This window comes from Hymenobacter sp. HD11105, assembly GCF_054051685.1.
The window spans coordinates 248,031-271,572 of sequence record NZ_JBSWBR010000004.1; the positions used below are offsets into that span (position 1 = coordinate 248,031).

At 51.3% G+C, this 23,542-nt stretch carries 20 protein-coding genes; 5 read left to right on the top strand and 15 right to left on the bottom strand.

Features of this window, described 5'->3' with window-relative positions:
- Positions 1-249: 249 nt before the first annotated feature.
- Both ACW9KT_RS14220 and bshA read left to right on the top strand, forming a co-directional pair.
- Entirely contained in the window at positions 250-3,195 is a 2,946-nt protein-coding gene (locus ACW9KT_RS14220; RefSeq protein ID WP_457081499.1) for a glycoside hydrolase family 3 N-terminal domain-containing protein, read from the top strand.
- A 294-nt stretch (positions 3,196-3,489) separates the two neighbouring features.
- A complete protein-coding gene (gene bshA / locus ACW9KT_RS14225; RefSeq protein WP_457081500.1) occupies positions 3,490-4,626 on the top strand; it encodes an N-acetyl-alpha-D-glucosaminyl L-malate synthase BshA in 1,137 nt (378 codons plus the stop codon).
- Between the two features lie 114 nt (positions 4,627-4,740).
- Here bshA and ACW9KT_RS14230 read toward each other — a convergent pair whose 3' ends face one another.
- Positions 4,741-5,277 (bottom strand): DUF7935 family protein, encoded by a 537-nt coding sequence (locus ACW9KT_RS14230; RefSeq protein ID WP_457081502.1) that lies wholly within the window; start codon positions 5,275-5,277, stop codon positions 4,741-4,743.
- Positions 5,278-5,484: 207 nt separating this feature from the next.
- On the opposite strand from ACW9KT_RS14230, the gene ACW9KT_RS14235 reads away from it, so the two are divergent.
- Complete coding sequence (locus ACW9KT_RS14235) at positions 5,485-5,838, top strand: HesB/IscA family protein (RefSeq protein ID WP_457081504.1); 354 nt, start codon at positions 5,485-5,487, stop codon at positions 5,836-5,838.
- Between the two features lie 105 nt (positions 5,839-5,943).
- Here the strand turns inward: ACW9KT_RS14235 and ACW9KT_RS14240 are convergent, their stop codons facing one another.
- The 13 genes from ACW9KT_RS14240 to ACW9KT_RS14300 form a co-directional block, all read right to left on the bottom strand.
- Positions 5,944-6,606 carry a dioxygenase family protein gene (locus ACW9KT_RS14240; protein ID WP_457081506.1) on the bottom strand — a complete coding sequence of 221 codons (663 nt, stop codon included), beginning with the start codon at positions 6,604-6,606 and terminating at the stop codon, positions 5,944-5,946.
- An 86-nt stretch (positions 6,607-6,692) separates the two neighbouring features.
- Positions 6,693-7,565 carry a ChaN family lipoprotein gene (locus ACW9KT_RS14245; protein ID WP_457081508.1) on the bottom strand — a complete coding sequence of 291 codons (873 nt, stop codon included), beginning with the start codon at positions 7,563-7,565 and terminating at the stop codon, positions 6,693-6,695.
- Between the two features lie 196 nt (positions 7,566-7,761).
- Entirely contained in the window at positions 7,762-9,102 is a 1,341-nt protein-coding gene (locus tag ACW9KT_RS14250; RefSeq protein WP_457081510.1) for an ABC transporter permease, read from the bottom strand.
- A 72-nt stretch (positions 9,103-9,174) separates the two neighbouring features.
- The gene (locus tag ACW9KT_RS14255) at positions 9,175-10,113 is read right to left on the bottom strand and encodes an ABC transporter ATP-binding protein (protein ID WP_457081512.1); all 939 of its coding nucleotides are present in this window, start codon (positions 10,111-10,113) and stop codon (positions 9,175-9,177) included.
- Positions 10,114-10,195: 82 nt separating this feature from the next.
- Positions 10,196-10,819 (bottom strand): hypothetical protein, encoded by a 624-nt coding sequence (locus ACW9KT_RS14260; RefSeq protein ID WP_457081514.1) that lies wholly within the window; start codon positions 10,817-10,819, stop codon positions 10,196-10,198.
- The gene (locus tag ACW9KT_RS14265) at positions 10,810-11,325 is read right to left on the bottom strand and encodes an RNA polymerase sigma factor (RefSeq protein WP_457081516.1); all 516 of its coding nucleotides are present in this window, start codon (positions 11,323-11,325) and stop codon (positions 10,810-10,812) included. Before ACW9KT_RS14265 ends, ACW9KT_RS14260 begins: the two co-directional genes overlap by 10 nt.
- A 275-nt stretch (positions 11,326-11,600) precedes the next feature.
- Positions 11,601-12,737, bottom strand: a complete 1,137-nt coding sequence (gene dnaJ / locus ACW9KT_RS14270) for a molecular chaperone DnaJ (protein ID WP_457081518.1) — start codon at positions 12,735-12,737, stop codon at positions 11,601-11,603.
- Positions 12,738-12,758: 21 nt separating this feature from the next.
- Positions 12,759-13,328, bottom strand: coding sequence for a nucleotide exchange factor GrpE (locus ACW9KT_RS14275; RefSeq protein ID WP_457081520.1), 570 nt, complete (start codon positions 13,326-13,328; stop codon positions 12,759-12,761).
- Between the two features lie 269 nt (positions 13,329-13,597).
- The gene (gene obgE / locus ACW9KT_RS14280) at positions 13,598-14,593 is read right to left on the bottom strand and encodes a GTPase ObgE (RefSeq protein WP_457081522.1); all 996 of its coding nucleotides are present in this window, start codon (positions 14,591-14,593) and stop codon (positions 13,598-13,600) included.
- Positions 14,594-14,776: 183 nt separating this feature from the next.
- Positions 14,777-15,403 carry an adenylate kinase gene (locus ACW9KT_RS14285; RefSeq protein WP_457081524.1) on the bottom strand — a complete coding sequence of 209 codons (627 nt, stop codon included), beginning with the start codon at positions 15,401-15,403 and terminating at the stop codon, positions 14,777-14,779.
- 109 nt (positions 15,404-15,512) lie between these two features.
- Positions 15,513-16,052: a hypoxanthine phosphoribosyltransferase gene (gene hpt, locus ACW9KT_RS14290; protein WP_457081526.1), complete on the bottom strand. Its 540-nt coding sequence runs from the start codon at positions 16,050-16,052 to the stop codon at positions 15,513-15,515.
- Between the two features lie 189 nt (positions 16,053-16,241).
- Complete coding sequence (locus ACW9KT_RS14295; protein WP_457081528.1) at positions 16,242-18,494, bottom strand: sodium-translocating pyrophosphatase; 2,253 nt, start codon at positions 18,492-18,494, stop codon at positions 16,242-16,244.
- A 236-nt stretch (positions 18,495-18,730) separates the two neighbouring features.
- Complete coding sequence (locus ACW9KT_RS14300; protein WP_457081530.1) at positions 18,731-19,645, bottom strand: M20/M25/M40 family metallo-hydrolase; 915 nt, start codon at positions 19,643-19,645, stop codon at positions 18,731-18,733.
- A 110-nt stretch (positions 19,646-19,755) separates the two neighbouring features.
- On the opposite strand from ACW9KT_RS14300, the gene ACW9KT_RS14305 reads away from it, so the two are divergent.
- Both ACW9KT_RS14305 and ACW9KT_RS14310 read left to right on the top strand, forming a co-directional pair.
- Positions 19,756-21,000 (top strand): tol-pal system protein YbgF, encoded by a 1,245-nt coding sequence (locus ACW9KT_RS14305; RefSeq protein WP_457081531.1) that lies wholly within the window; start codon positions 19,756-19,758, stop codon positions 20,998-21,000.
- A gap of 19 nt (positions 21,001-21,019) precedes the next feature.
- Positions 21,020-22,366 carry a hypothetical protein gene (locus ACW9KT_RS14310; RefSeq protein ID WP_457081533.1) on the top strand — a complete coding sequence of 449 codons (1,347 nt, stop codon included), beginning with the start codon at positions 21,020-21,022 and terminating at the stop codon, positions 22,364-22,366.
- Positions 22,367-22,378: 12 nt separating this feature from the next.
- Here ACW9KT_RS14310 and ACW9KT_RS14315 read toward each other — a convergent pair whose 3' ends face one another.
- The gene (locus tag ACW9KT_RS14315) at positions 22,379-23,449 is read right to left on the bottom strand and encodes a glycosyltransferase (RefSeq protein WP_457081535.1); all 1,071 of its coding nucleotides are present in this window, start codon (positions 23,447-23,449) and stop codon (positions 22,379-22,381) included.
- Between the last annotated feature and the right edge of the window lie 93 nt (positions 23,450-23,542).

Below are 23,542 nucleotides of genomic sequence, written 5' to 3' on the forward strand. Positions count from 1 at the left end.
CCAAAAGCGTCCAAGGCCGGGAAATTATCCGTAAGTTCGCGGTCAACTTTGGTTTATGCAGCTCTGGCCCGGACTGCCGAACCAACTACCCAAGCAGTGCGATAACTGGGTGCACACAATCGGTCAAAACGATTAAAGCCCCACTCGCTATTGCTTCCTGAAGGGAACAAAAGTAGGGCTAATTCCGCTCGTTTTCAACGTTACGACCACACTAGGGAGCCGATGCTCAAGGAATATCCGATTAGACTCTTGCTGCTTCTGCTGGCCGTCACGGGTCTTATCATTTCGTCATCGTCTCCGATTGACAAAGATGTGCGCCCGATGTCTGCCGCCGAGCAGAACTGGGTGGATAGCGTGTACACCTCGCTCAGCCCCGACCAACGCTTGGGGCAGCTTTTCATGGTCGCTGCGTACTCTAATAAGGATAAGAAACACATTCAGCAGATTGAAGAGCTGGTGCGTACTTACCACATTGGGGGCATCATGTTTTTGCAAGGCGGCCCGCGGCGGCAGGCATCGCTTACCAATCGCTACCAGCGCTTAGCGAAGGTGCCTTTGCTAATAGCTATGGATGCTGAATGGGGCCTTGATATGCGCCTCGATAGTTCCATGCACTTCGCCAAGGCAATGACCTTGGGCGCCATGGACGACGACCAGTACGTGTACCAGATGGGCCGCGAAATCGCGCTCAACATGAAGGCGCTCGGCGTACACGTGAGCTTCTCGCCTGTTATTGACGTTAATTCCAACCCAGCTAACCCGGTTATCGGTAATCGGTCGTTTGGAGAAGATAAAGAGCAAGTATCTAAGCGCGGCGTGGCCTATATCCGGGGCCTACAAGACCACGGTATCATTGCCGTAGCCAAGCACTTCCCCGGTCACGGAGACACGGACACTGACTCTCACGTAGCTCTGCCGGTCGTAAATACCGATATGGCCCGCCTCACCAACGTGGATTTGTATCCCTTCCAGCAGTCCTTCGACGCGGGCGTGATGGGCGTGATGGTGGCACACTTATACATGCCGCTCTTCGATACGCTGCGTACCCAGACCACTACTTTGTCGCGAAATCTGGTGACTGGGCTGCTTAAGGAGAAGATGGCTTATCGGGGGTTGGTATTTACCGATGCGCTGAATATGAAGAGCGTCTCGACCCTGTACAAACCAGGTGAAGTTGATGCGTTGGCTTTGGCCGCCGGCAACGATGTGCTACTGTTTTCAGAGGATGTGCCGGTGGCCCTTCAGAAAATCCGGGAAGCTATTGCGGGGGGCAAAATTCAGCCGGCTGACTTAGAGTATCGAATACGCAAAATTCTGCGAGCTAAATATTGGGCTGGCCTCAATAAGTACAAGCCCGTTGATCTGGCTAACCTAATGACGAGCCTGAACCGGCCGCTGAGCCGCATGGTGCAGCAGCAGCTCTATGAGCACGCCGTGACGGTAGTCAAGAATCAAGACAACCTCTTGCCTTTTCAGCGCCTCGACACCCTGCGTATTGCCTCCGTTACCATTGGCACTGCAGTAGGTAGCACTTATGCTACCCTGATGAATAAGTATCAGGGCGGCACCGTGTACTCGGTCCCAAACCGCTACGCCCCCGACTCTACCTTTGCTCGCATCCTTTCGCGGCTAGGACCTTATAATACCGTAGTCGTGAGCTTGCATGGTATGAATAGCACACCGGTGCATAAGTACGGCATGGGCGATGGTGCTTTGAAATTTATTGAGCAGCTCCAAGCAAATCGGCGCGTGAAGACGGTGGTAGTAGCTATGGGTAATGCGTACGCCCTCAAATACTTAGAGGCAGCACGCACATTGGTTTGCGGCTACGAGGACAACTACCCTTCTCAGTTGGTCGTGCCGCAGGTGTTGTTTGGAGCACTGCCCGCCAAAGGGCGTTTGCCCGTGACCGTGGCCCCGACACTTAAAGCTGGTACGGGACTGCCGACGCCCGACTTACGCCGGTTGCGTTATGCTACCCCGGAGAGCGAAGGACTTGACTCGCGTATACTGGCTCAGATAGATAACATTGCGCTAGAAACGGTGGCCTATGCCGCCGCGCCTGGCTGCCAGGTTCTCGTAGCAAAAAATGGGGCCGTAGTATTTGATAAAAGCTACGGTTTCAATACGTATGACCGGACCCAGCCCGTAAATAGCAGCACGCTTTATGATCTGGCTTCTATCACCAAAGTGGCTGGAACCTTGCAGGCAGCCATGTACCTGAAAGATCAGGGCAAGCTCAACCTCGACGAAAAGGTATCGACTTATTTGCCGGAGCTGCGCAACACAAACAAAAAGGACATCGTCGTGCGCGACTTGCTGTTGCATCAGGCGGGCCTCAAGGCGGGCATACCAATGTGGGAGCGCACAGTTACCAAAACTGGTCTGAAGCCGACTTTCTACGCCAGCACCCAATCTGCTGATTTCCCCAATGAAGTAGTTCCCGGCACCTACAGCCTGAAAACTGCCGACGACTCTGTGTGGGTCTGGACTATGCGCTCCAGTCTGATTCCGAAAGTAAAAGGCAAGTATCCAATGGAGTACAGCGACCTTACTTTCGTGATGGTAAAGCGGCTGTGCGAAAAGCTACTTAAGCAGCCTCTCGATGAGTTTCTGGCTAAGAATATCTATCAGCCGTTGGGATTAAACACTATGACCTACAAGCCGCTACAGCGGTTCCCTAGTTCCTGCATCGCCCCCACTGAAAACGACACATATTATCGTCGTTCGCAGCTACGTGGTTCGGTACATGACCAGGGTGCAGCCATCGTGGGCGGGGTGGGCGGCCATGCGGGTTTGTTTGCCACTTCCAACGACTTGGCTATTCTAATGCAGATGAATCTGCAGAATGGTCGCTACGGGGGACAGCGTTACTTCCAGTCGCCTGTTGTAACGGAGTTCTCTAAGACCCAAGTAGCAGGCAATCGGCGCGGACTTGGTTGGGACCACGGCACACCTGAGAAAGGACCGGGCCAGGGACCTACGTCAAGCTTGTCTCCTGCTACCACTTTCGGGCACACGGGCTTCACGGGCACTTGCGTGTGGCTTGACCCCGAAAACAAAATCATGTACATCTTTCTTTCCAACCGAGTGTACCCCGATGCAGGCAACAACAAATTGCTTCAAAACAACGTCCGTACACGCATCCACGACGTTATTTATAAGTCCTTAGTTAAAAGCATATCCAAGACATGACCTGTTGCCTGTTGTTTTCGCGCAACTTATGACCTGCATTTGGCGGTAAGACATCTACCTGATGACTTACCGCCAATTTTTTTCTGGCCTTTATAATTTACTGGTTGAAAGCCGCGTACTCTTTATAGCCAGAGCCCTAGAAGTTAAAATCCACCTTTCAGCTTGCGCTTCGCAAGAGACGGCTGGGGGGCTTTATCAACAATTTTAACGCGCGGCAAAAGTGTTGCTTCGCGCTACGCAGCATTCACTCACCAAGCTTAGCTTGATGGCGCCCCACTCCTCTCTCTACCAACCATGAACATCGGCATTGTTTGTTATCCTACTTTTGGAGGCTCCGGCGTTGTTGCCACCGAGCTAGGTAAAGCACTGGCACTGAAGGGCCACAGGGTTCATTTTATTACCTATAGCCAACCCGTCCGCCTCGATTTCTTCAACGAAAACCTCTTTTATCACGAGGTATATGTCCCCCCCTATCCTCTATTTCAGTTTCCGCCCTACGAGTTGGCGTTAGCAAGCAAAATGGTGGATATTGTGCAGCACGAGAAGCTCGACGTGCTGCATGTTCATTACGCCATTCCGCATGCCTCGGCAGCGTACATGGCCAAGCAAATTCTGCGCACGAAAGGCATTCAGATTCCCGTAATCACGACTCTGCACGGCACTGATATTACTTTGGTCGGTAAAGATGCTAGCTACGAGCCGGTGGTTACGTTCAGTATCAATCAATCAGATGGTGTGACGGCCGTATCAGCCGACTTAAGAGCCGAGACTTATGAATACTTCGCCATTGAGAAGGATATTGAAGTAATTCCCAACTTCATCAATTTGGAGCGCTTCAAGAAGCAGAACAAGCTTCACTTCAAAGCAGCCATTGCGCCTGAGGGCGAGAAATTACTAATTCACACTTCCAATTTTCGCTCAGTAAAACGGGTAGAGGATGTGGTGCGCATTTTTGCCGGGGTTCGGAAACAGATTCCGGCTAAGCTCCTGTTGGTTGGTGACGGACCTGACCGGCCCCGCATCGAGAAGCTCTGCCGCGAAACCGGCTACCTGAGCGACATTCGTTTTCTAGGCAAGCTCGAAGCTGTAGAAGAAGTACTTAGCATCAGCGACTTATTCCTGATGCCTTCTGAAAAAGAAAGCTTCGGCTTGGCTGCCTTGGAAGCTATGGCCTGCGAAGTACCCGTGGTTAGCACCAACGCGGGGGGCATCCCGGAGCTTAACGTAGACGGCGTAACTGGTACAACGAGCCCCGTCGGCGATGTGGAAGCTATGGTGAAGCACTCACTCTTCATTCTGGCCGATGAGAACCTGCCTACCTTCAAAGCCAATGCCCGAGCGCGGGCCGAGGAGTTTGCCGTGGAGAAGATTGTTCCGTTGTACGAGGCCTGTTATCAGCGCGCTATTGATGCACAATTAGCAGTGGTGTAAACCATACTTAATTGCTCTTGCTGAACCACAATGGCTCTGATCTAAATCTATTAATATTGAAAAAAGCCCCCCAGCAGCACTGGGAGGCTTTTTTCAATATTGAATAAGCGAGTATTAAAACAGGCTCGCTGCCTCGTGCTTCACTACGTTAAGGGCACGAGCTGTAGGGTCCACCTCCTCTGCTATCAGGGTTTCCAGCACGCGCTTGGCTAGCTCGGTGCCGCGGGCTTGCTGAGGCGAGGGCAGCGCGTGATAGGCTTTATTAATCATAGTCAGTACGTTTTCACGGGCCTGCTTTACGTGGTCCCAAGCGTCGGGGCTCATGTAGAGTTGCTGGCTGAGGTTGTGCTCATACTCGGCTCTGATTTCTTGAAGCAGTAAGCGGTGAAACTCAGGAGCCGTTTGGCCGGCGCTGCTCAGACGCACCAGAATGTTGTTAGGTGTAATACGCTCCAGCAGCAGCGTCACGCGCTCATAGGCTTGCAGGCGGATGGGCAGGGTTTCTTTGCTGCTTTGTAGGCGCAGCTCAATGAGGCGGCGCTGCTGTTCCTTTTCGAAGTACTGCTTGATGAGCAGAAACAGCGAGCCGGCCACGATAAGCGCAGGCAGGATGATTTTAAGCAAGTCAAAAATATAGGCGGTCGTATCCATGCGTGGGTACCAAGCCTGAGCCTGGCAAATTTGAAAACAATAGTGAGCTTGAGGAATTTATATACGGCAGCGGCTGATTGGCGACTGGCGCGGTCTTTGGGCAAAGATAACCAGTGAACCGGACCAGCCAACCTGCTGTTCTGTACCTATACGAATGCTACGCGCTTCGTATCTTTGCTTCAGTCTTCTCTTAACCAGGAACTCATTATGGCAACGGCCGTTTCAACCAAAACTGCTCCCATTAGCCTCACCTCGCGGGCTTTGGTAGAAGTCAGAAATATCATTGAAGAAAAGAAAGTCCCTACCGAGTACGGCTTGCGTATCGGGGTGCAGGGCGGCGGCTGCTCAGGTATGAGCTACCTGCTCGGCTTCGACAAACCCAAAGACAACGACGAGGTGTACGACCTTGACGGTCTGCGCCTGATCATGGACAAAAAGCACGCGATGTACGTGCTGGGCATGGAGGTTGACTTCCAGGACGGCCTAAACGCTCGGGGCTTTGTGTTCAACAATCCGCAAGCGAAAAGCACCTGCGGCTGCGGCTCGTCGTTCTCAGCTTAATACTTAATATATAAGCTCTTAGCTCTCGCAAAAAGCCTTGCTTACCTAGCGTAAGCAAGGCTTTTTGTTTGCCTGGTATTGCTAAAACAGAACTGGCAGGTACCATTAATTCTTCAGAATAAGGTCTCGGCGGCCCGCCCAACCTGTCGGTGTTCGCTGCAGCTCTACTACGCCATTGCCACCCACAGCCGGCACCGATACAAGATATCGTGATGTCACCAAGGGGTCATCTTTGAATACAAAATCAGCGATATAGTACGGCGGGCGTCCGCCGGGCTCTTGAATAGCCGCGTGAATATGAGCTGGATCGGTACGGCCAGGGTATGGCGCTGGACGGAGGGTTTGAATTGTGTATTGCCCCCGCGCATCTGATTTTGCCCAGCCATGCAAACGGCCGTGCCATCTCTGGACACCTTTTTCGTTGCCTTCTTTGGTGTAGCGCCCCGTGTGGTCGGTTTGGTAAGCGTAAAGAATTACGCCAGCATACGGGGTTTTGCCATCAGCATGGAGAAGGGTGCCGGAGATGCGCAACGGGTCACCGCGCTCATCCTGACCACCCATAGTTAGGGTCGAAGTCAAGGAGGTTGGCATGTTCACAAAGCAGCAGGTAATGGCAGTATCCGGCCCGTCGCAAGTATCTCTGGGAGCTGTGGCAGGCACCGTGGAGTTAGGCAACGCATCAGCATTGCTGGCCGACTTTGTGTCGCTGCAGGCGCTAACTAATCCACTGAGCAGTAGTAGGCCAACCATCTGATAATTAACTTCCATAACCCTGACTACTTGCTGTGCTACCGGTGCGTTACTTAAGTTACGACTTTGCCAGCACTATTCTCCTATCTCCTAGAAAGCGCAGATCAGTAGGTCTTCGTCATATCGGCTGGCACTACCAGCACAAAGTCGGCCTTGCGTTGGTGCTCCTTTTCCAGCTTTCCCAGCTGCTCCTGCGACACGGTAGAGATAGTCAGTATGCGCAGTTTAGGCTCAGCCTGGCGCAAATACCAGTTTATGCCGTCGTAGTTATCGGAGTGGTAGCTGCCGTTGAGGTGCAGGAATAGTTGGCCGGGCTGCCGATTTTTCAGAATAAAATGGGCCATGGTGGCGTCTTTCAGCGCCTGGGCCTGAATGATGTTTTGGGCGCCCGCGCCGCCGTGAGCAGCGTCGCCAAACATCTTGGCCATGTTGGCGTAGCCGGGCAGGGTATAATCGACGGTGATAGGCAGCGGCGCCAGCCATTCTCGCTCGTTGGGGGGCAAATTTTCCAATGAAGCTAAGCTGCCTCTGGCTACCTGAGAAGCGTAGCGCCGAGGCACGTTGGTCCCAACCACTCGCAGCTTGTTCTGCCTGGCCAACTGGAGTATGGGCTTATAATCGGTGGCATAATTGGGCCAGGGGCGGCTTTGTTCCTCAAAGGTCTTATCATCTAGCTCGCCGGTATTGTACTGTTCCACCAGCGGCTGTACGTCGCGCTCAAACATTTCCATTCCTAATACCAGTTGACCAGCTTTGCGCTGTGCCAAGTCGCGGGCTACTTGCAGTTGTAGCCAGTGCGCGATAGGGTCGTTGTGTTGCTCCCCAAAAAGCACGACGTCGGCTTCGGCTAGCTCCTTGAGCATTTTATCGTAGCTAGCGGCTTTGCCAGCGGCGGTATAGAGGTGATACGCAGGCCGGTCGCCGGTTCGGAAGCTGAGCAGACTAAGCAAGACCGGCAGAAAAAGAAGGCGACGCATTAAGAAAGCGATTGACATGTTGTAGGAAGTCGGATAGGGGGCATCTTGTTCCCATACGGCGCAAAAAGCCCCGTCATAGTTGCCACAGTGGCAAATGACGGGGCTTTTCAGAAATGCGCTGGCCCACGTTTAGTTACGGCGGGAAGCTGGGGGGCAAATTTCAGTTCTTGCTAGGCTAAAATTAATGGCTTGGCGCCTATCCTTTATAAAACATCCAGCGTGACAACTCTCTGTAGTTCACCTTTTTACCATACAGCAAAATTCCCACGCGGTAAATGCGGGCGGCCACCCAAATAGTACCGATAAACCCGAGTATCAGCAGGCCCATAGAAAGCAGGAGTTGCCCCGTAGTGACTCCGCCGAAGGGGATGCGGATAACCATGGCAATGGGCGAAGTGAACGGTATCATCGACATCCAGAACGCTACCGGGCCGTTGGGGTCACGAATCATGACGCTCTGGGCCACGATGAAGGTGAGGATAAGCGGCATCGTGATAGGCAGCATAAACTGCTGCGTGTCCGTTTCATTGTCCACGGCCGCCCCAATGGCCCCGAACAAAGCACCGTAAAGCAAATAGCCCCCCAGGAAGTAAAAGAGGAAGCTACCGATGATGAGCGGCAAATTGAGATTAGCGAAGCCATCGGAAACGGTTTGGAGCACGGCTGTCGTCTTTTTCTCGGTCTCAACGGGCGTAGCGCCGGCCGATTGAGCGGCCGTCTGCATCTGCTGAGTGCGGGAAGTGGCTACCGTATCCAGGCCCATAGAGGCCGACACGCCCGTTATGACAATACTCGACAGCGCTACCCACAGTAGCAGCTGGGTTAGGCCCACGCCGGCAATGCCGATTACCTTGCCCATCATGAGCTGAAACGGCTTCACCGACGACATAATCACTTCTACAATACGGCTGGTTTTCTCCTCAATTACGCCGCGCATAATCTGTACGCCGTACAGAAAGATGAACAGATAAATCAGAAAAGCCATGAAGTAAGCCACGCCCGATGTCACCATGGAGTTGCTCGATTTCTCACCTTCTGAGCTCAGATTTACGGTGGCCACGTCAACGTCGGCTTTGAGGTTGTCGAGCACTTGCTGGTCGATGCCCGACTTGCGTAGGCGAGCAGCTTCCACCTGCCGGTTCACCATGCGCTCAATGTTTAGCTGAAGGGTGAGGCTGAGATTTTCGCGCCCAAATAGCTTGATTCCCGTTGGGTTTGCTAAGTCGAAAGGCGGAATGTAGAGTAAGGCTGAGTTCTTACTTTTCTTGAATTCCGCCTTGGCAGTTTCAAGGTCGGTGGGTGCGTGCACATAGCGCAGCTCGCTCTTTTCGTTTTGGGGCAACTGGCCGGCAAAAAGCCCCCCAGCATCCGCCACAGTCACTATTTTCTTCTCATCCGACCCCATTTGAGTCAGTGCAGCCGGTATCACGAACAGGGCCGACATCAGGAGCGGCCCCACAAAGGTCATGATGAGAAAGCTTTTTTTGCGCACCCGCGTGAGGTACTCACGCTGCACGATAAGCCAGATTTTATCCATTGAAGTAAAGAGTTTTGATACTGATTCTGCTTGATGCTCAAGAAAGGTGGCCATGCATGGCATGCGGGCGTTCTACACCTTCTCCTCCACCAAAGACTCCGGCATGGTTTCGCGCACGCGGCGAATAAAGATTTCATTGATGCTCGGGATTTGCTCCCGAAAAGCGTGCACCTCCACGTGACCAATCAGGTAGCGCAGCAAATCGTTGGGGGTTACGCCCTCATGCAGGCGAATCCGATCGTAGAAGAAGCCGTTTTCGCGCTCCTTGTGCTCCAGCACCTCAAAGTCGGGGTGTAGCACCATCAGGCGGCCTTTGCCTTCTACTTCATAAGTATTCGTCTTGAAAGTATCCTTAATTTGCCTTACAGGGCCATCCAGCACTTTGCGGGAGCGGTTGATCAGAGCAATGGAGTCGCACATTTCCTCCACCGATTCCATGCGGTGCGTGGAGAAAATAATGGTAGCGCCCTTTTGACGTAGCTCCAAAATTTCGTCCTTAATCAGGTTGGCATTAATTGGGTCGAAGCCCGAAAACGGCTCATCGAGTATGATCAGACTGGGCTCGTGCAGCACGGTGGCAATAAACTGCACCTTCTGCTGCATGCCTTTCGACAAGTCCTCCACGTTTTTGCTTACCCAAGGCCGTAGGTCCAGACGGTCGATCCAGGCTTTAATGCGCTTGGTGGCGTCAGTTTTGTTGAGGCCCTTGAGCTGCGCCAGATAGAGCAACTGCTCCCCTATCTTCATTTTCTTATACAGCCCGCGCTCCTCCGGCAGATACCCGATTTGGGCAATGTGGCTGGGATTTAGCCGCTCGCCCCTGAATCGGATTTCGCCCGAGTCGGCGCCCGTAATCTGGGTGATAATACGGATCAGGGAGGTTTTGCCCGCCCCATTCGGACCGAGCAACCCAAAGATGCTGCCCTCGGGAATATCGAGGCTAACGCCACTCAGGGCCACGTGCGCATCGTAGGCTTTGTGCACGTCAATAGCTTGTAAAATGTTGCTCACGGCAGGTGTAAAGGTTTGTGGAACTTAAATGTATCGATTAATAGCAATGCTTAGAAGTTGGTCCTTCGCTGGGGGGCAAATTTTACTCCCCCTGCAATTCGTGTAAGTAATTTTCCAGCCGGTCAAGGTGCTGCCCATACAGCTTGTGCAAATACCATTTAGTGAATTTGAGCATCAGCCAATACAGAATTGCGCCCGCGAAAAACATGATCAGCAGCATCACCCCAATGCTCGAGAATAGCTTATCCCCATCATACTTTAGTGAAAGCCTAAATGCTCGATTAAAGGTAACGGCCACCAGTGCGACAATCGTAACCCAGAGTGTGAGGCGCAAATAAATGGTAAGCAGCCCGCGCAAACCCATAATCAGCGCCTCCAGATGCCCTCGCACGTCCTTTTCTACCTGGTCCATCCGACGCAGCAGCTTGAACTTGCGATAGTAGTAGTAAAGAAAAGCTACCGATAAAACCTCGAGCACCAGTAGATAGCCCTTCATAAACTGGTCGTTGAAGTAGCGAATACCGAATGGTAAGGCTATGATTACGTACACGATACATCCTACTTCCCACCACGCATTGCGGCGCAGCCGCGTTATTACGCCCCCCGACTTGCGCGCCACCATGCGTGCTACGCCCTGCTCACTGAGCGGCGCCAGATCGTCCTCGGCCTGGTGGCTCCACAACTGACGTAGTTCATTTAATTCCATTGCGCTGACTTGCTAAAAATCTTGCGGAGTTTGTCTTGAATGCGGTGCATTTTAACCCGCACGTTATTCTGCGTAATACCCAGGATGTCGGCCATTTCCTCATATGTGTGCTCTTCTAAATAAAGCAGCACAAAGGCCTTTTCCACTTCCGACAGCCGCTCAATAGCCCTATATAGCGCCGCTATTTCTGTTGAGTCGGTTCCAGTATCCGGCGCTTGCACTATTTCTAACACCGCACGATCGAGGCGGTCGGGAATAGGCTTGCGCGTACGCTGCCGCAAATCCGACACGGCCACATTTAACCCGATTCGATACATCCAGGTGCTGATTTTTGCCCCCCGCGCCTCGTAGCGCGGATACGCCCGCCACAGCTGCAGCACAATCTCCTGAAACAGATCCTGTTGGTCGTCCGCATCCGGGCAATACAGCCGACAAATCCGTCGGAGCATGGCCTGGTGCGCATTGATAAGCGCAACAAAATCGGAAGTAGATGGGTCGGGTGGCAAGGGAAGGTAGCTAGCCAGAATACACTACATATATCGCCATTTGTGAGGCAGCATTACGGGGCCAAAGAAATAATTTTACAGTTACTAAACGGGTTTGTAAGTTCTTATTAATCCTAACAGTACAGGCTGAATAACAGTGTTCTTATGCTCTTTCCTTTCTTCCCAGGCTGCGAATAAGGCATCAAGCATTCGAGGGCATAAAAAAGCCCCCCAGAATAAATCTGGGGGGCTTTTCTGCTTTAGCTTTTGAGCTAACAGCTTAAATCAAATTTAGCTTACTGGAAATACTCCTTCACTTTTTCGAAGAAGCCTTTCTCATTCTTACCCGGATTAGGCGTGAAATTCTGCGCGTCGCGCAATTTCTCTAGCAACTCGCGCTCCTGGCTGTTTACCACCTTCGGCGTCCAGACGTTGATGTGAATCAACTGGTCGCCGCGGCCGTAGCCATTCAGGTCTTTAATGCCTTTGCCGCGCAAACGAAGAATCTTGCCTGGCTGGGTGCCTGGATCGACCTTGATTTTTACCTTACCTTCAATGGTCGGCACTTCAATGCTTGCGCCCAATGCAGCATCCACGAAGGAGATGTACTGGTCGAACATGATATTGTTGCCGTCGCGCTTGAGCAATTCGTGCGGCTCCTCCTCGATTTGAATAAGCAAGTCACCAGGTACGCCGCCACGCTCGGGGTAGTTGCCTTTGCCGTTCATGCTTAGCTGCATGCCCTCGGCCACGCCCGCCGGAATATTGATCGGAATAATTTCCTCCTGAAGCTGGCGTCCGTCGCCGTGGCATACGTCGCACTTGCTCGTTACTACTTTGCCTTCGCCGTTGCAAGTGGGGCAAGTAGAGCTGCTCACCATCTGACCAAGCATGGTGTTCACTACGCGCTTCACCTGGCCTTGGCCATTACAAGTGCCACAGTCCTTTACGTCGGTGCCGTTCTTAGCGCCCGTGCCCGTGCAAGTATTGCACGCTACGTAGCGCTTTACTTTTATTTTCTTCTCGATGCCGTTGGCAACTTCCTCTAAGTCAAGCTTAAGCTTGATGCGCAGGTTGGAGCCTTTCCGCACCCGGCGTCCACCGCGGCTTTGGCCACCACCGAAGAAGCCTTCGAAGCCACCGCCGCCGAAAATGTCGCCAAACTGGGAGAAGATATCTTCCATGTTTGGACCGCCACCGTTGCCACCTACACCCTGGTGACCGAAACGGTCATAGCGGGAGCGTTTTTGCTCATCCGACAATACTTCGTAGGCCTCAGCAGCTTCCTTGAACTTATCTTCAGCTGTTGGGTCATCGGGGTTTTTATCGGGGTGAAACTTGATGGCTACCTTACGATAGGCCTTCTTGATTTCCTCCGGCGAGGCGGTTTTGGCTACGTCCAACACCTCGTAATAATCTCGCTTCTGCGCCATAATCTTTAGTACGTGCGTCGTTTACTGGCCCAGCACCACCTTGGCGTGGCGGATTACTTTATCACCTAAATAATAGCCCTTCTCCACTTCGTCAACCACCTTGCCCTTCAACTCCTCTGTGGGAGCCGGAATTTGGGTAATTGCTTCATGCAAGTCAGGGTCGAAGCCGCCGCCTTTGGTCTCCATAGCCGTCAAACCCTTCTGCTGAAGCGTCTTTACCAGCTTGTTGTAGATGATGTCTACGCTCTCGCGCACCACTTGCACGTCCTCCGACGCTTGGGTGTGGGTGCGGGCGCGCTCAAAGTCGTCGAGTACGGGCAGCAACACCGCCATCAGTTCCTGATTGGCAGATTTAAACAAGTCGGAGCGCTCCTTGGCAGTGCGGCGTTTGTAGTTGTCAAACTCGGCTGCCAAGCGCAAGTATTTATCTTTTAGCTCCGCAAGCTCAGTCTCCGTCTTGGTAGCTTCTTGCTGGGGAGCATTTTCAGTATCAGTTGCTACTGTAGCCTCACCATCAGCCATTTCGCCAGCTACCTGGTCGGGATCAACGGTCAAGTTGTCGTCCTGCGGTACGTTATTATCGTCAGCCATCTTATCGAATATTCGTCGAAACGGGTTTTTCACTACATTTTAGCCGGTTGGCAAGAAGCGAAGACAAGGAGTTTGCCAAAGGCAGTAGGGCTGCCATAGTGGCACTGAAACTTCGGAATAGCCGTGTTTAGTTCAGTTGAGCGTTCGTTGGTAGTAACAGGATTTCAAAGTCGTACTACCCCCGATCATTGAATGACTTAGCGTATACGTAGCCATCGGCAGTAATAGTGCTGATACCGATTTCTCGGAGCAGGTAACAACACTTCGCTTTACTCCGCAGTCAGCTCTTGCCAAATCATATCCTTCAGCCGCTGAATATTTTTGTTTGCTAGGCTGGAGATGAACACGCTCGGCAAGTCAGTCGGCAGCGTGGCCCGAATTTCGGCTTCTAGCTCGTCGTCGATGAGGTCAGCTTTGGTAATGGCCAATATGCGGCGCTTTTCCAGTAGCTCTGGATTAAACTGCGTCAGCTCATTGACCAATATCTGATACTCGGCAGCAATATCATTGCTATCCACCGAAATCATAAAGAGCAGCATGGAGTTGCGCTCGATGTGCTTGAGAAAACGCGTACCCAGACCACGGCCTTCAGCGGCTCCTTCGATGATACCTGGAATATCGGCCATCACGAAGGACTTGTAATCGCGGTAAGCAACTACCCCCAGATTCGGCACTAGCGTTGTGAAAGCGTAATCGGCAATTTTAGGCTTAGCCGCCGATACCACCGACAGCAACGTGCTTTTGCCCGCATTTGGGAAGCCAACTAGCCCGACGTCAGCCAGCAGCTTAAGCTCCAATATAACCCACTCCTCAATGCCGGGCTCGCCGGGCTGAGCATAGGTGGGCGCCTGGTTAGTAGCCGATTTGAAATGGTCGTTGCCGAGGCCACCGCGTCCGCCGGGCGTAAGAATTATTCGCTGTCCATGCTCCGTGATTTCCACTTTTTTCTCTCCGGTTTCAGCGTCGCGGGCGATGGTACCCAGAGGAACTTGCAGAATTACATCCTCGCCCTGCGCACCACTGCGCAAGCTTTCGGCCCCGCCTTCGCCGTGGCCAGCAATTATGTGCTTCTTATACTGCAGGTGCAGCAAAGTCCAAAGTTGGGAGTTGCCTTCCAGAATAATATGCCCCCCACGGCCACCATCGCCACCATCGGGACCACCGTTAGGCAAGCCCTTGGCCCGAAAGAAATGAGAAGAACCTGCGCCGCCTTTGCCCGAACGGCAGCAGACTTTAACGTAATCGATGAAATTATTAGAAGCCACTGGTGATGAAGTAAGAGTACTGCGGATAGCCCAAAAAACATCTGTCATCCTCAACGGACGGCCCGAAGAAAGAGCTTTTCACAAAAGCACAAGTCGTTGGTATAACAACCGTTCTAACGTGATAAGATCCTTGCTTCGGGCCGTCCGTTGAGGATGACAGATAAGGCAGTTGTACCTACAAAGTTACGCTTTTACTTCGTCAGCTGCCTGTTGCCCATTAGAGAGCGAAGGTGCGGGCTGCTTTTGGTCGATAATTTCGCAGATCTGAGTAAATATTTCTTCAATAGCACCAATGCCATTTAAAGCGTGAAACTTCTGTTGCTCAGCGTAGTAGCCTGCCACTTGGGCAGTTTCAGTGTTGTACACGTTCACCCGACGACGAATCTTGGCTTCGTCCTGGTCATCGGGTCGGCCGCTGGTTTTGCCCCGCTCTAGCAGACGCGTCACCAGTTCTTCCTCTGCTACTTCCAGCGCTATCATGCACGATACGCCCGTGTCGTAGCGTATCATCAGCTCATCCAGGCTTTGGGCCTGAGGCACGGTGCGTGGGAAGCCGTCGAAGATAAAACCCGCAGCAGTCGTGTTGTTGGCCAGTTGGCTCTCAATCATGCCAATTACCACTTCATCGGGCACCAACAGGCCTTCATCCATAAGCTTTTTGGCACGCAGGCCCAGATCGGTGCCTTGCGTGATTTGAGAGCGGAGCAGGTCGCCGGTCGAGAGGTGTACCAGATTATAACGGGCAATTAACTTCTGACTTTGCGTTCCTTTGCCGGCGCCGGGCGGGCCGAAGAGCACGATATTGAGCATAGAGCGAGGAGTTTCGCAGGGAAAAGAAAAGACGGTGTTGGGAAAGATAGTGAATCAGAAACAAAGTGACCCATACGGCGGGGGGCAAAAGTAGGCCGAAGGAGTCAGATTACAACGCCTTATACAGATCGGGGTAATTGCGACCTAAGCCGTCATAATCAAGGCCATAGCCTACTACAAACTCGTTGGGAATTGAAAGCGCCGAATAGCGAACGGCCAGCTCATGCTGCAAGCACTCGGGCTTGATGAGCAAACAGGCTACTTCGAGGGAAGCTGGGTTTTTGCCCCCCAGCACGTCGAGCAAGGCCCGAATTGTATGGCCCGTATCCACGATATCTTCCAGAATAACGAGGTGCCGACCCTGCGCTTCTTCACGCAGCCCCAGCAGTTCTCTAACCTTACCCGTGCTGCTGGTGCCCTCATACGAAGCCATCTTGACAAAGGAAATCTCGCAGTCAATCGTCAGTTCCTTCATCAAATCGGAGGCGAACATGAACGAGCCATTGAGCACAGCCACGAAGAGCGGTGTCTTATCGGCGTAATCAGCGTTTAGGCGGGCGGCTAGCTCCCGCACGGCAGTTGCCAATTGTTCAGAGGTGAGGTAAGGGGCAAACTGCTTGTTGTGCAGCGAGATAACGGAGTGGGGCATACCGGGCGAGGTTGTAAACCGGGCGAAGGGAGGGCCAAAGGTAGGACAAAAAAAAGCAGCCTCTTCGCACCGAAGAGGCTGCTTTTGCACCGTGACTTACTGGGAGTGATGTATTAGGCGCGCTTAACAGTAGCTTACCTGAGCCTCTAACTACCTTCCCGCCTAAGCTAAGCGTAGTAAATCAATGCGTTACTGAGTATGCCGCCACAACGTGAATACTGCTTTGGCAGCGGTGGGCGCTAGTTCGGCATAACGCACTTTAGGTTGTATAACCTGCTCAATGGGCTTAGGCTCAACCGGCGCCACACCCCGACGCACGACACCATCCGTGACGGCAATGTGGGGGGCAATTACCAGCGACACAATACTCATCAGCTTGATCAGAATGTTCATGGAAGGACCCGAAGTGTCTTTAAACGGGTCGCCTACAGTATCACCAGTTACGGACGCTTTGTGGGCATCCGAGCCTTTGAACTCCATCTTGCCATTCACCATTACACCCTTTTCAAACGACTTCTTAGCGTTATCCCAGGCGCCGCCCGCGTTGCTTTGGAACATGGCCATCAGCACACCCGAAACGGTAACGCCAGCTAATAAGCCCCCCAGCACCTCTGGTCCGAAGGCAAAGCCAACAATAATGGGCACGATGAGCGCAATAGCGCCGGGCAGCATCATCTCCCGGATAGCTGCCTGAGTGGAAATGGCTACGCATTTCTCATACTCTGGACGACCCGTACCTTCCATGATGCCGGGAATCTCGCGAAACTGCCGACGCACTTCCTGTACCATAGCCATTGCGGCCCTTCCTACGGCCGAGATAGCCAAGGCGGAGAAGATAAAGGGAATCATGCCGCCTACAAACAAGCCCGCCAGTACCCGCGCATTACTGATGTCGATGCTGGAAATATTAGCTGTACCCATAAAGGCCGCAAACAGAGCCAAGGAAGTCAGCGCGGCGGAGGCAATCGCAAAGCCCTTTCCGGTGGCAGCAGTAGTGTTACCTACTGCATCCAAAATGTCCGTACGCTCACGCACTTCCTTTGGGAGTTCGCTCATTTCAGCAATACCGCCTGCGTTATCGGCAATGGGCCCGAAGGCATCAATGGCGAGTTGCATAGCAGTGGTTGCCATCATACCAGCCGCGGCAATGGCCACGCCGTATAGGCCCGCAAACTCAAAGCTGAGCACGATACCCGCTGCCAATACTAGAATCGGCAGTACCGTTGACTCCATGCCCACAGCTAAGCCGCCAATGACAGTGGTAGCGTGGCCAGTGCTGCTTTGCTGCACAATGCTCATGACGGGCCGCTTGCCCATAGCTGTGTAGTACTCTGTGATAATACTCATCAGTGTACCGACCACTAAGCCTACTAGGATGGCATAAAACACGTCCATCGAGTCAAAGGGAATAGAGCCCGGACGGTTAATAACCAGTTCGCCTGCGGGCAGCATCCAGCGCACTAAGAAATAGGATGAAACAGCCGTCAGCACCACTGACACGTAGTTGCCAAAGTTCAAAGCGCCCTGCACGTTGCCGCCTTCCTTCACCCGCACTGTCAAGATTCCTATTAACGAAGAGATAATGCCGATACCAGCAATCACCATAGGCAGGATAATAGGCGAAAGGCCATTGAACTGGTCATTTGTCGCGGCTACCTCTCGGCCCAGCACCATAGTGGCCAGAATGGTAGCTACATATGAGCCAAATAGGTCAGCGCCCATACCAGCTACGTCACCTACGTTATCCCCTACGTTGTCGGCAATCGTAGCGGGGTTGCGAGGATCATCTTCAGGAATTCCCGCTTCTACTTTACCCACCAAATCTGCCCCGACGTCGGCGGCTTTGGTATAAATACCACCACCAACGCGTGCAAACAGCGCAATGCTTTCGGCCCCCAATGAAAAGCCTGTCAGCACTTCTAGGGCAGTTTCCATCTCAATTCCATTGGCCCCACCGCCTTTGCTCAGCACAAACATGTTGTAGAACACAATGAACAGCGACCCCAGCCCTAATACTGCCAAGCCAGCCACGCCCATGCCCATCACCGAACCACCCGAGAAGGACACGTTCAGCGCCTTCGACAAGCTAGTACGAGCGGCCTGAGCCGTGCGCACATTAGCCTTAGTGGCAATCTTCATCCCAATGAACCCCGCGAGCGCCGAAAATACAGCGCCAATTAAAAAGGCAATCACAATAACGGGACTCGACTTTTCGCCTGTAGTGCCCAAGTAGCCTAGAAAGGCGCAGGCAATGAGAGCGAATAAAGCCAGCACCTTGTATTCAGCTTTAAGAAATGCAATGGCGCCATCGGCGATGTAGCCGGCAATCGTGCGCATGCGTTCGTCGCCGGCATCTTGCCGGGCTACCCAGCCCGAGCGCAACCACGTGTACAATAGGGCCAGCACGCCCAGTGCAGGGGCTACGTAAAGAATTTCCATCATAGAAGCGGGAGTGAGAAGGTTGGGTTAGGGTTGAAGGATGAAGTTTGGGTGGGTAAAATAGAGTTTATTACCTAATCCTCAAGTTCTAAGCCCATAAAACTGTAGCTCCACATTTGCCTGACTGCCCATCCCCTTTCTGTTGCTTTTCTGAGTTTGCTTTAATGCAGGAAACCATACACGCAAAAAAAGCCCCCCAGCATTCGTCTGGGGGGCTTTTTTATCATTCGCAGGCAGTTTCACAGCTCCTGCATCAGCACCTTATATAATGCTAGCATGCTGGCAATGTCGCGCTTATCTACAATCTCATCAGGTGAGTGCACATTGTCCTCAGGGGCTCCTACAAAGCACCAATCCCAGGGCTGAGCGCTATGCTGTAACTCCTTTGCGTCCGAGCCACCGCTTCCTTCTACTTCCAGTTGGTGCGGAATGCCCGATGCGGCCGCAATCCGGCGGATACGCTCCACATAAGAGCGGCGCGGTATCAGCGAGTCGCGTAAGGAAATCGCTACTCCTTGCCCGGCATGTACGCCTTCGGTTACCCAGGTTATATCTGAAATCAAGGCCTGCCGTACCCCGTAGGTTTCGTAGATATAGTTAGCCAAATAGGTCACAGATCCCCCACCATGCTCTTCCCAGCAACCAAAAGCCAGAATACCATGCTCCAGCGTCTCGGCTAGCCGCAAGGCATTCCAGACTCCCAGCCGATTGTCGAGGTAGCAAGACTGCACGGTATCAGACGTTTCACGGAAGTTGCAAGCAAATGTCAGCTCTGTGCCCCGCTCAATGTCGCGAGTGAACTCATAGCTTAATTCACCCGTTTCGTCGTCAACGACTAGAGTACATTCAATGTCACCTTGCGTGTCGTGACCTACTAACCGGTAACCAGTTTCGACTTGTGGTCCGCCAATACGCACCAGTTGGCGGCCATAGCGTACAGTAAAACCAATGCTGTCGAGATGGGCAAATACCGCTGTTCGAGGAGTTCCAAATACTAACAATACGCAATCTTGCCACCCTTCTCCGCGTTTTATAAGTGGCTGTGTTCGCCAACCAACCTGATTTTGATTGATGTAGTCTAGCAGAAATTCAGTCAGAGGAGCTTCGTTGCCGGAAGGCGCCTGAATCTCACATAAGGTTCGTAACAGATGCATAAGTGCTATGTTGTTCGCCCAAAACTAGGATAAAAGCCATACTTTAGCCCTCTTATCATCCAGCCGCTGGTAAATGTAAGCTTGGCCGATAACTGCAGTAGCACACCCTCATGATCCGAGAACTTCGATTTATCCTCTTACTTCTTTTTGTAGCGACTGGAGCGTGGGCGCAAAAGAAGGACAGCACACGCACCCCCGCTCCTATCCGTACCATAGAGGTAGACAACGTAGATGTACTCCCAACAGCCAACACCAAAGGTTGGCTGCTCCTGGATAAGGATATTCAGACCGAGCTGGATGGAGCGGTACAGAATCTCTACAACTTCAAGTACGATAAAGCGGAGAAACAATTTCGCTCATTGCGGCGGCGCTATCCGCAGCACCCCATGCCTTATTTTCTCCTGGGCTTAAATACATGGTGGAAAATTGTACCCACCAATGTCCAGAGCAAGCAATACGACCGCATATTCTTTGCTTACATGGATACGGCCATTACCTATGGTGAGAAGCTCTACAAAGCCGATCCTAAAAACTACGAAGCCTGCTTTTTCCTCTCCGCAGCCTATGGCTTTGATGCCCGCCTGAACGCTGAGCGAGCTAACTGGCGAAAAGCGACCGTGAGTAGCAAACGAGCCCTCGAGTATCTGGAGAAAAGCAAGGAGGCCAATGGCTTGAGCCCCGAGTTTCTTTTTGGCCAAGCGCTATTCAACTATTACGCTGTCTGGATTTCGGAAGAATATCCTTTGCTGCGTCCAGTCCTGCTATTTTTCCCAAAAGGGAATAGAGAACTAGGACTTCAGCAGTTAAAAAACGTAGCTGATAACGGTTTTTATACCGGCACAGAAGCTAAGTTTTTCCTCATGCGCATTTTAAATAATGAGGAAAATAAGCCAGCCGTGTCTATGCCGGTTGCGCGTTACCTAGCCAGTAACTATCCTGACAATGGTTATTTCCAGCGCTTTTATGCCCTACTTTGCTTCAACGAAGGGGATTTTCGTGAGTGTGAGCGTGTGAGCCGCGATATTTTAGATAAGCTCAATCGCGGCATGCCGGGCTACGAAGGCATCAGCGGACGCTATGCCACCTATTTTTTAGGGTGGCTTATGCAAAACAAGTATAAAGACCTCGAAAAAGCGCAAGATTATTATCAGCGTTGCATTGTATTTGCTGAAAGCACCGATGAAACTAGTGGTGGCTTCTACGTCTATGCCAACTTTAACCTAGCCCGCATAGCGGCCAAAACCCCTGACATTGCCGCCGCCCGCCGCTACTACGAAGTAGTACGCGACAAAGCCGATCATAAATCGGAACAATTCCGGGAAGCCAAAGCGTACTTAAAGAAAAACAAAATTTAGGCGGACTGCGCACATATTAATGGAGCTAAAAGACCTTTTTCTTACACCTCTCTACCTTGGTATTTTTTATGTCATAGCTTATGCGGTGCGCTCCAAATACACTAATGCTTTTACAAAAAAATACTTCATTCCGGCTCTTACACTTAAATTTCTAGGTGCTATTGCCTTAGGTCTAATTTATCAATTTTATTACGGGGGCGGAGACACATTTAACTACTTCTACCACACTACAGTTATTCGAGATGCATTCGCCGACTCATTTTCCAGCGGCTTAAATTTGCTTACTACTACTTCATATGATCCAAGTCTGACAAAGTACGCGGCTCGCATGTTTTGGTATGGAGCAGACCATGGTAATAATCCAGAGTTTTTTACAGCTCGGATAGCTGCTGCATTTGGGCTACTTTGCTTTAACACCTATAGTATTATAGCATTATTTTTTGCTGCAACTAGCTTCGCAGGAATGTGGGCTATGTACCAAACTTTTTTACGTATTTATCCACTCGCATATAAGCAATTAGCTATAGCTGTATTTTTTCTTCCCTCAGTATTCTTTTGGGGTTCCGGCCTTATGAAGGACTCCTTATGTTTAGGTGCTCTTGGTTGGGTATTTTACGGCTTCTATCACGGTCTTATTGAAAAGCGAAATTTAATTTTATCAGCTATTTTGGGTGGGCTAGGAGCATATTTCCTAATTATGATGAAGGTGTATATTCTCATGTCTTTCTTAGCCCCAGCTTTATTTTGGGTTTTCAATGAGAATAATCAGCGTATTCGTAGTGCATTGCTCCGTAATATTCTCAAGCCATTTTTTATTATTATCGGAGCTGCAGCAGGTTATTTAGGAGCTTCTAACTTAACTGAAGGCGATGAACGCTTCGACGTAGATAATATCGGAGAGCGCACTCGTATTACTCAAAATGCGCTCTATAATCGTACAAAGGAAGAGGGGTCAGGATATAATATTGGGGACATTGACGGTAGCGTAGGTAGCATTATTGCAGTTGCTCCTCAGGCTATTATTGTGTCTTTATACCGTCCATTTCTGTGGGAGGCACGCAACCCAGTTATGCTGCTTTCAGCACTAGAAGCCTTATGGTTTGCTTGGCTTACCTTGCGTATTTTATTTCGCACAGGCGCTATGCGTTCTCTAAAGTTAATTAGTTCGACTCCAGTGCTTTCTTTCTGCTTAATATTTACAATAATATTTGGTATCGGTGTAGGTACTAATAGTGGAAACTTCGGCACATTGGTGCGTTATAAAATTCCGCTTATGCCCTTTTACTTGGCTGCACTTTATATCTTACAGGCTCAAGCTAAAAAAGCTGTGTTTCCTCGTCGGCGCAAAGTACTTGCAACAACCTAGTTACTTGAGATATCAAAGGCGAAATAAATCAAGAAAATTCTGCTTATTAGCTAATACCGAATAACGCCCTACAACGGTGTTTCGAGCGGCTTCGCCTAAGCCTATACGCAATTCCGCATTTTCTAAAAGCGTCTCTAGCGCTTCTCGCCATTCTTTTTGTGTGGCACATACGTAGCCATTGCGACCTTGCTGCACAACTTCTGTGTTCATTCCAACTGGTGATACAACAGCAGGGATTCCCAAAGCCATGTATTGCAGGGCTTTAAATGCACATTTTCCTTTAGCCCAAGGGTCATCCTCTAGAGGCATGAGCCCCACGTGTAGGCTTGCCAAGTCTGGAATCTCGGTGGCTTTGTTCCAAGGTTGGAAATATAGCGAGCGTAGAGGAAGCTGGGGGGGCTGATTAGAAATAACTCGAAATTCAAAATCGTAGCGAGTCTCTAGCTCAGCCAAGACGGGCACTACTTGGTTTAAATACTTCAGTGTCGAATGAGTGCCCGTCCAGCCAATAATAAGGCGGCCAGCTGTACGCTGGTCGCGCACTTGGTTGTGCAAGTGCAGGGTATCTATAGTAGTGGGGTTCACAACTGCTCGTTTATTGAATTGACTAGCATACTCGCATAGGTATGCGTTACCGCAGCTTACCTTGAACGCCCAGCGGCAGATATTCCCTACTTTATGATGCCACTTCACTCCCGCAACAATCTTATTTGCCTCCGAGGTATTTGGTATCCAAATAGCATCATCAAAATCATAGATGAGCTTCTTTCTCATGACCTTTGCAATCAACCACTCAAATATTGGTGGACCGATGGGCGAAGCTTCCCGATGGATAAAGACGAAGTCATAGGAAGACACTGAGAGCAGCAGCCATAATCGGCGAAAAAAGCCTCCCAGAATTCCAGTTGCCTTAGCTAGCGTATGTCCAGGCTTATAAAGAATTTGCCAAGTTGCTTCTGAAATAAAAGGCGCTAGGCGATAAGTATGACCAGCTTCCGCCAGAAAATTTAAATACTGCTCGAAACGAAAGCGCTGTGAAGGCGCCCGGCCGAATGGATAAGGAACAATAAAAAGGATGTGCATACTCAAGATAAAATTGAGAATTCTCTTTCTATACCTCAATGACAAGCTTAAAAGTAAAGCACTTAAAAAGCAGAAGCCTGACTTTAGAATTTA

Excerpts from the sequence above, each read along its gene's own strand:
- ACW9KT_RS14295 (WP_457081528.1), bottom strand. The coding sequence starts at position 18,494 with ATGATGGAAATTCTTTACGTAGCCCCTGCACTGGGCGTGCTGGCCCTA.
- ACW9KT_RS14230 (WP_457081502.1), bottom strand. The coding sequence starts at position 5,277 with ATGGATACGACCGCCTATATTTTTGACTTGCTTAAAATCATCCTGCCT.
- ACW9KT_RS14235 (WP_457081504.1), top strand. The coding sequence starts at position 5,485 with ATGGCAACGGCCGTTTCAACCAAAACTGCTCCCATTAGCCTCACCTCG.
- ACW9KT_RS14285 (WP_457081524.1), bottom strand. The coding sequence starts at position 15,403 with ATGCTCAATATCGTGCTCTTCGGCCCGCCCGGCGCCGGCAAAGGAACG.
- ACW9KT_RS14310 (WP_457081533.1), top strand. The coding sequence starts at position 21,020 with ATGGAGCTAAAAGACCTTTTTCTTACACCTCTCTACCTTGGTATTTTT.
- ACW9KT_RS14315 (WP_457081535.1), bottom strand. The coding sequence starts at position 23,449 with ATGCACATCCTTTTTATTGTTCCTTATCCATTCGGCCGGGCGCCTTCA.
- ACW9KT_RS14260 (WP_457081514.1), bottom strand. The coding sequence starts at position 10,819 with ATGGAATTAAATGAACTACGTCAGTTGTGGAGCCACCAGGCCGAGGAC.
- ACW9KT_RS14245 (WP_457081508.1), bottom strand. The coding sequence starts at position 7,565 with ATGCGTCGCCTTCTTTTTCTGCCGGTCTTGCTTAGTCTGCTCAGCTTC.
- ACW9KT_RS14305 (WP_457081531.1), top strand. The coding sequence starts at position 19,756 with ATGATCCGAGAACTTCGATTTATCCTCTTACTTCTTTTTGTAGCGACT.
- hpt (WP_457081526.1), bottom strand. The coding sequence starts at position 16,052 with ATGCCCCACTCCGTTATCTCGCTGCACAACAAGCAGTTTGCCCCTTAC.
- dnaJ (WP_457081518.1), bottom strand. The coding sequence starts at position 12,737 with ATGGCGCAGAAGCGAGATTATTACGAGGTGTTGGACGTAGCCAAAACC.
- ACW9KT_RS14275 (WP_457081520.1), bottom strand. The coding sequence starts at position 13,328 with ATGGCTGACGATAATAACGTACCGCAGGACGACAACTTGACCGTTGAT.
- ACW9KT_RS14300 (WP_457081530.1), bottom strand. The coding sequence starts at position 19,645 with ATGCATCTGTTACGAACCTTATGTGAGATTCAGGCGCCTTCCGGCAAC.
- ACW9KT_RS14240 (WP_457081506.1), bottom strand. The coding sequence starts at position 6,606 with ATGGAAGTTAATTATCAGATGGTTGGCCTACTACTGCTCAGTGGATTA.
- ACW9KT_RS14250 (WP_457081510.1), bottom strand. The coding sequence starts at position 9,102 with ATGGATAAAATCTGGCTTATCGTGCAGCGTGAGTACCTCACGCGGGTG.
- bshA (WP_457081500.1), top strand. The coding sequence starts at position 3,490 with ATGAACATCGGCATTGTTTGTTATCCTACTTTTGGAGGCTCCGGCGTT.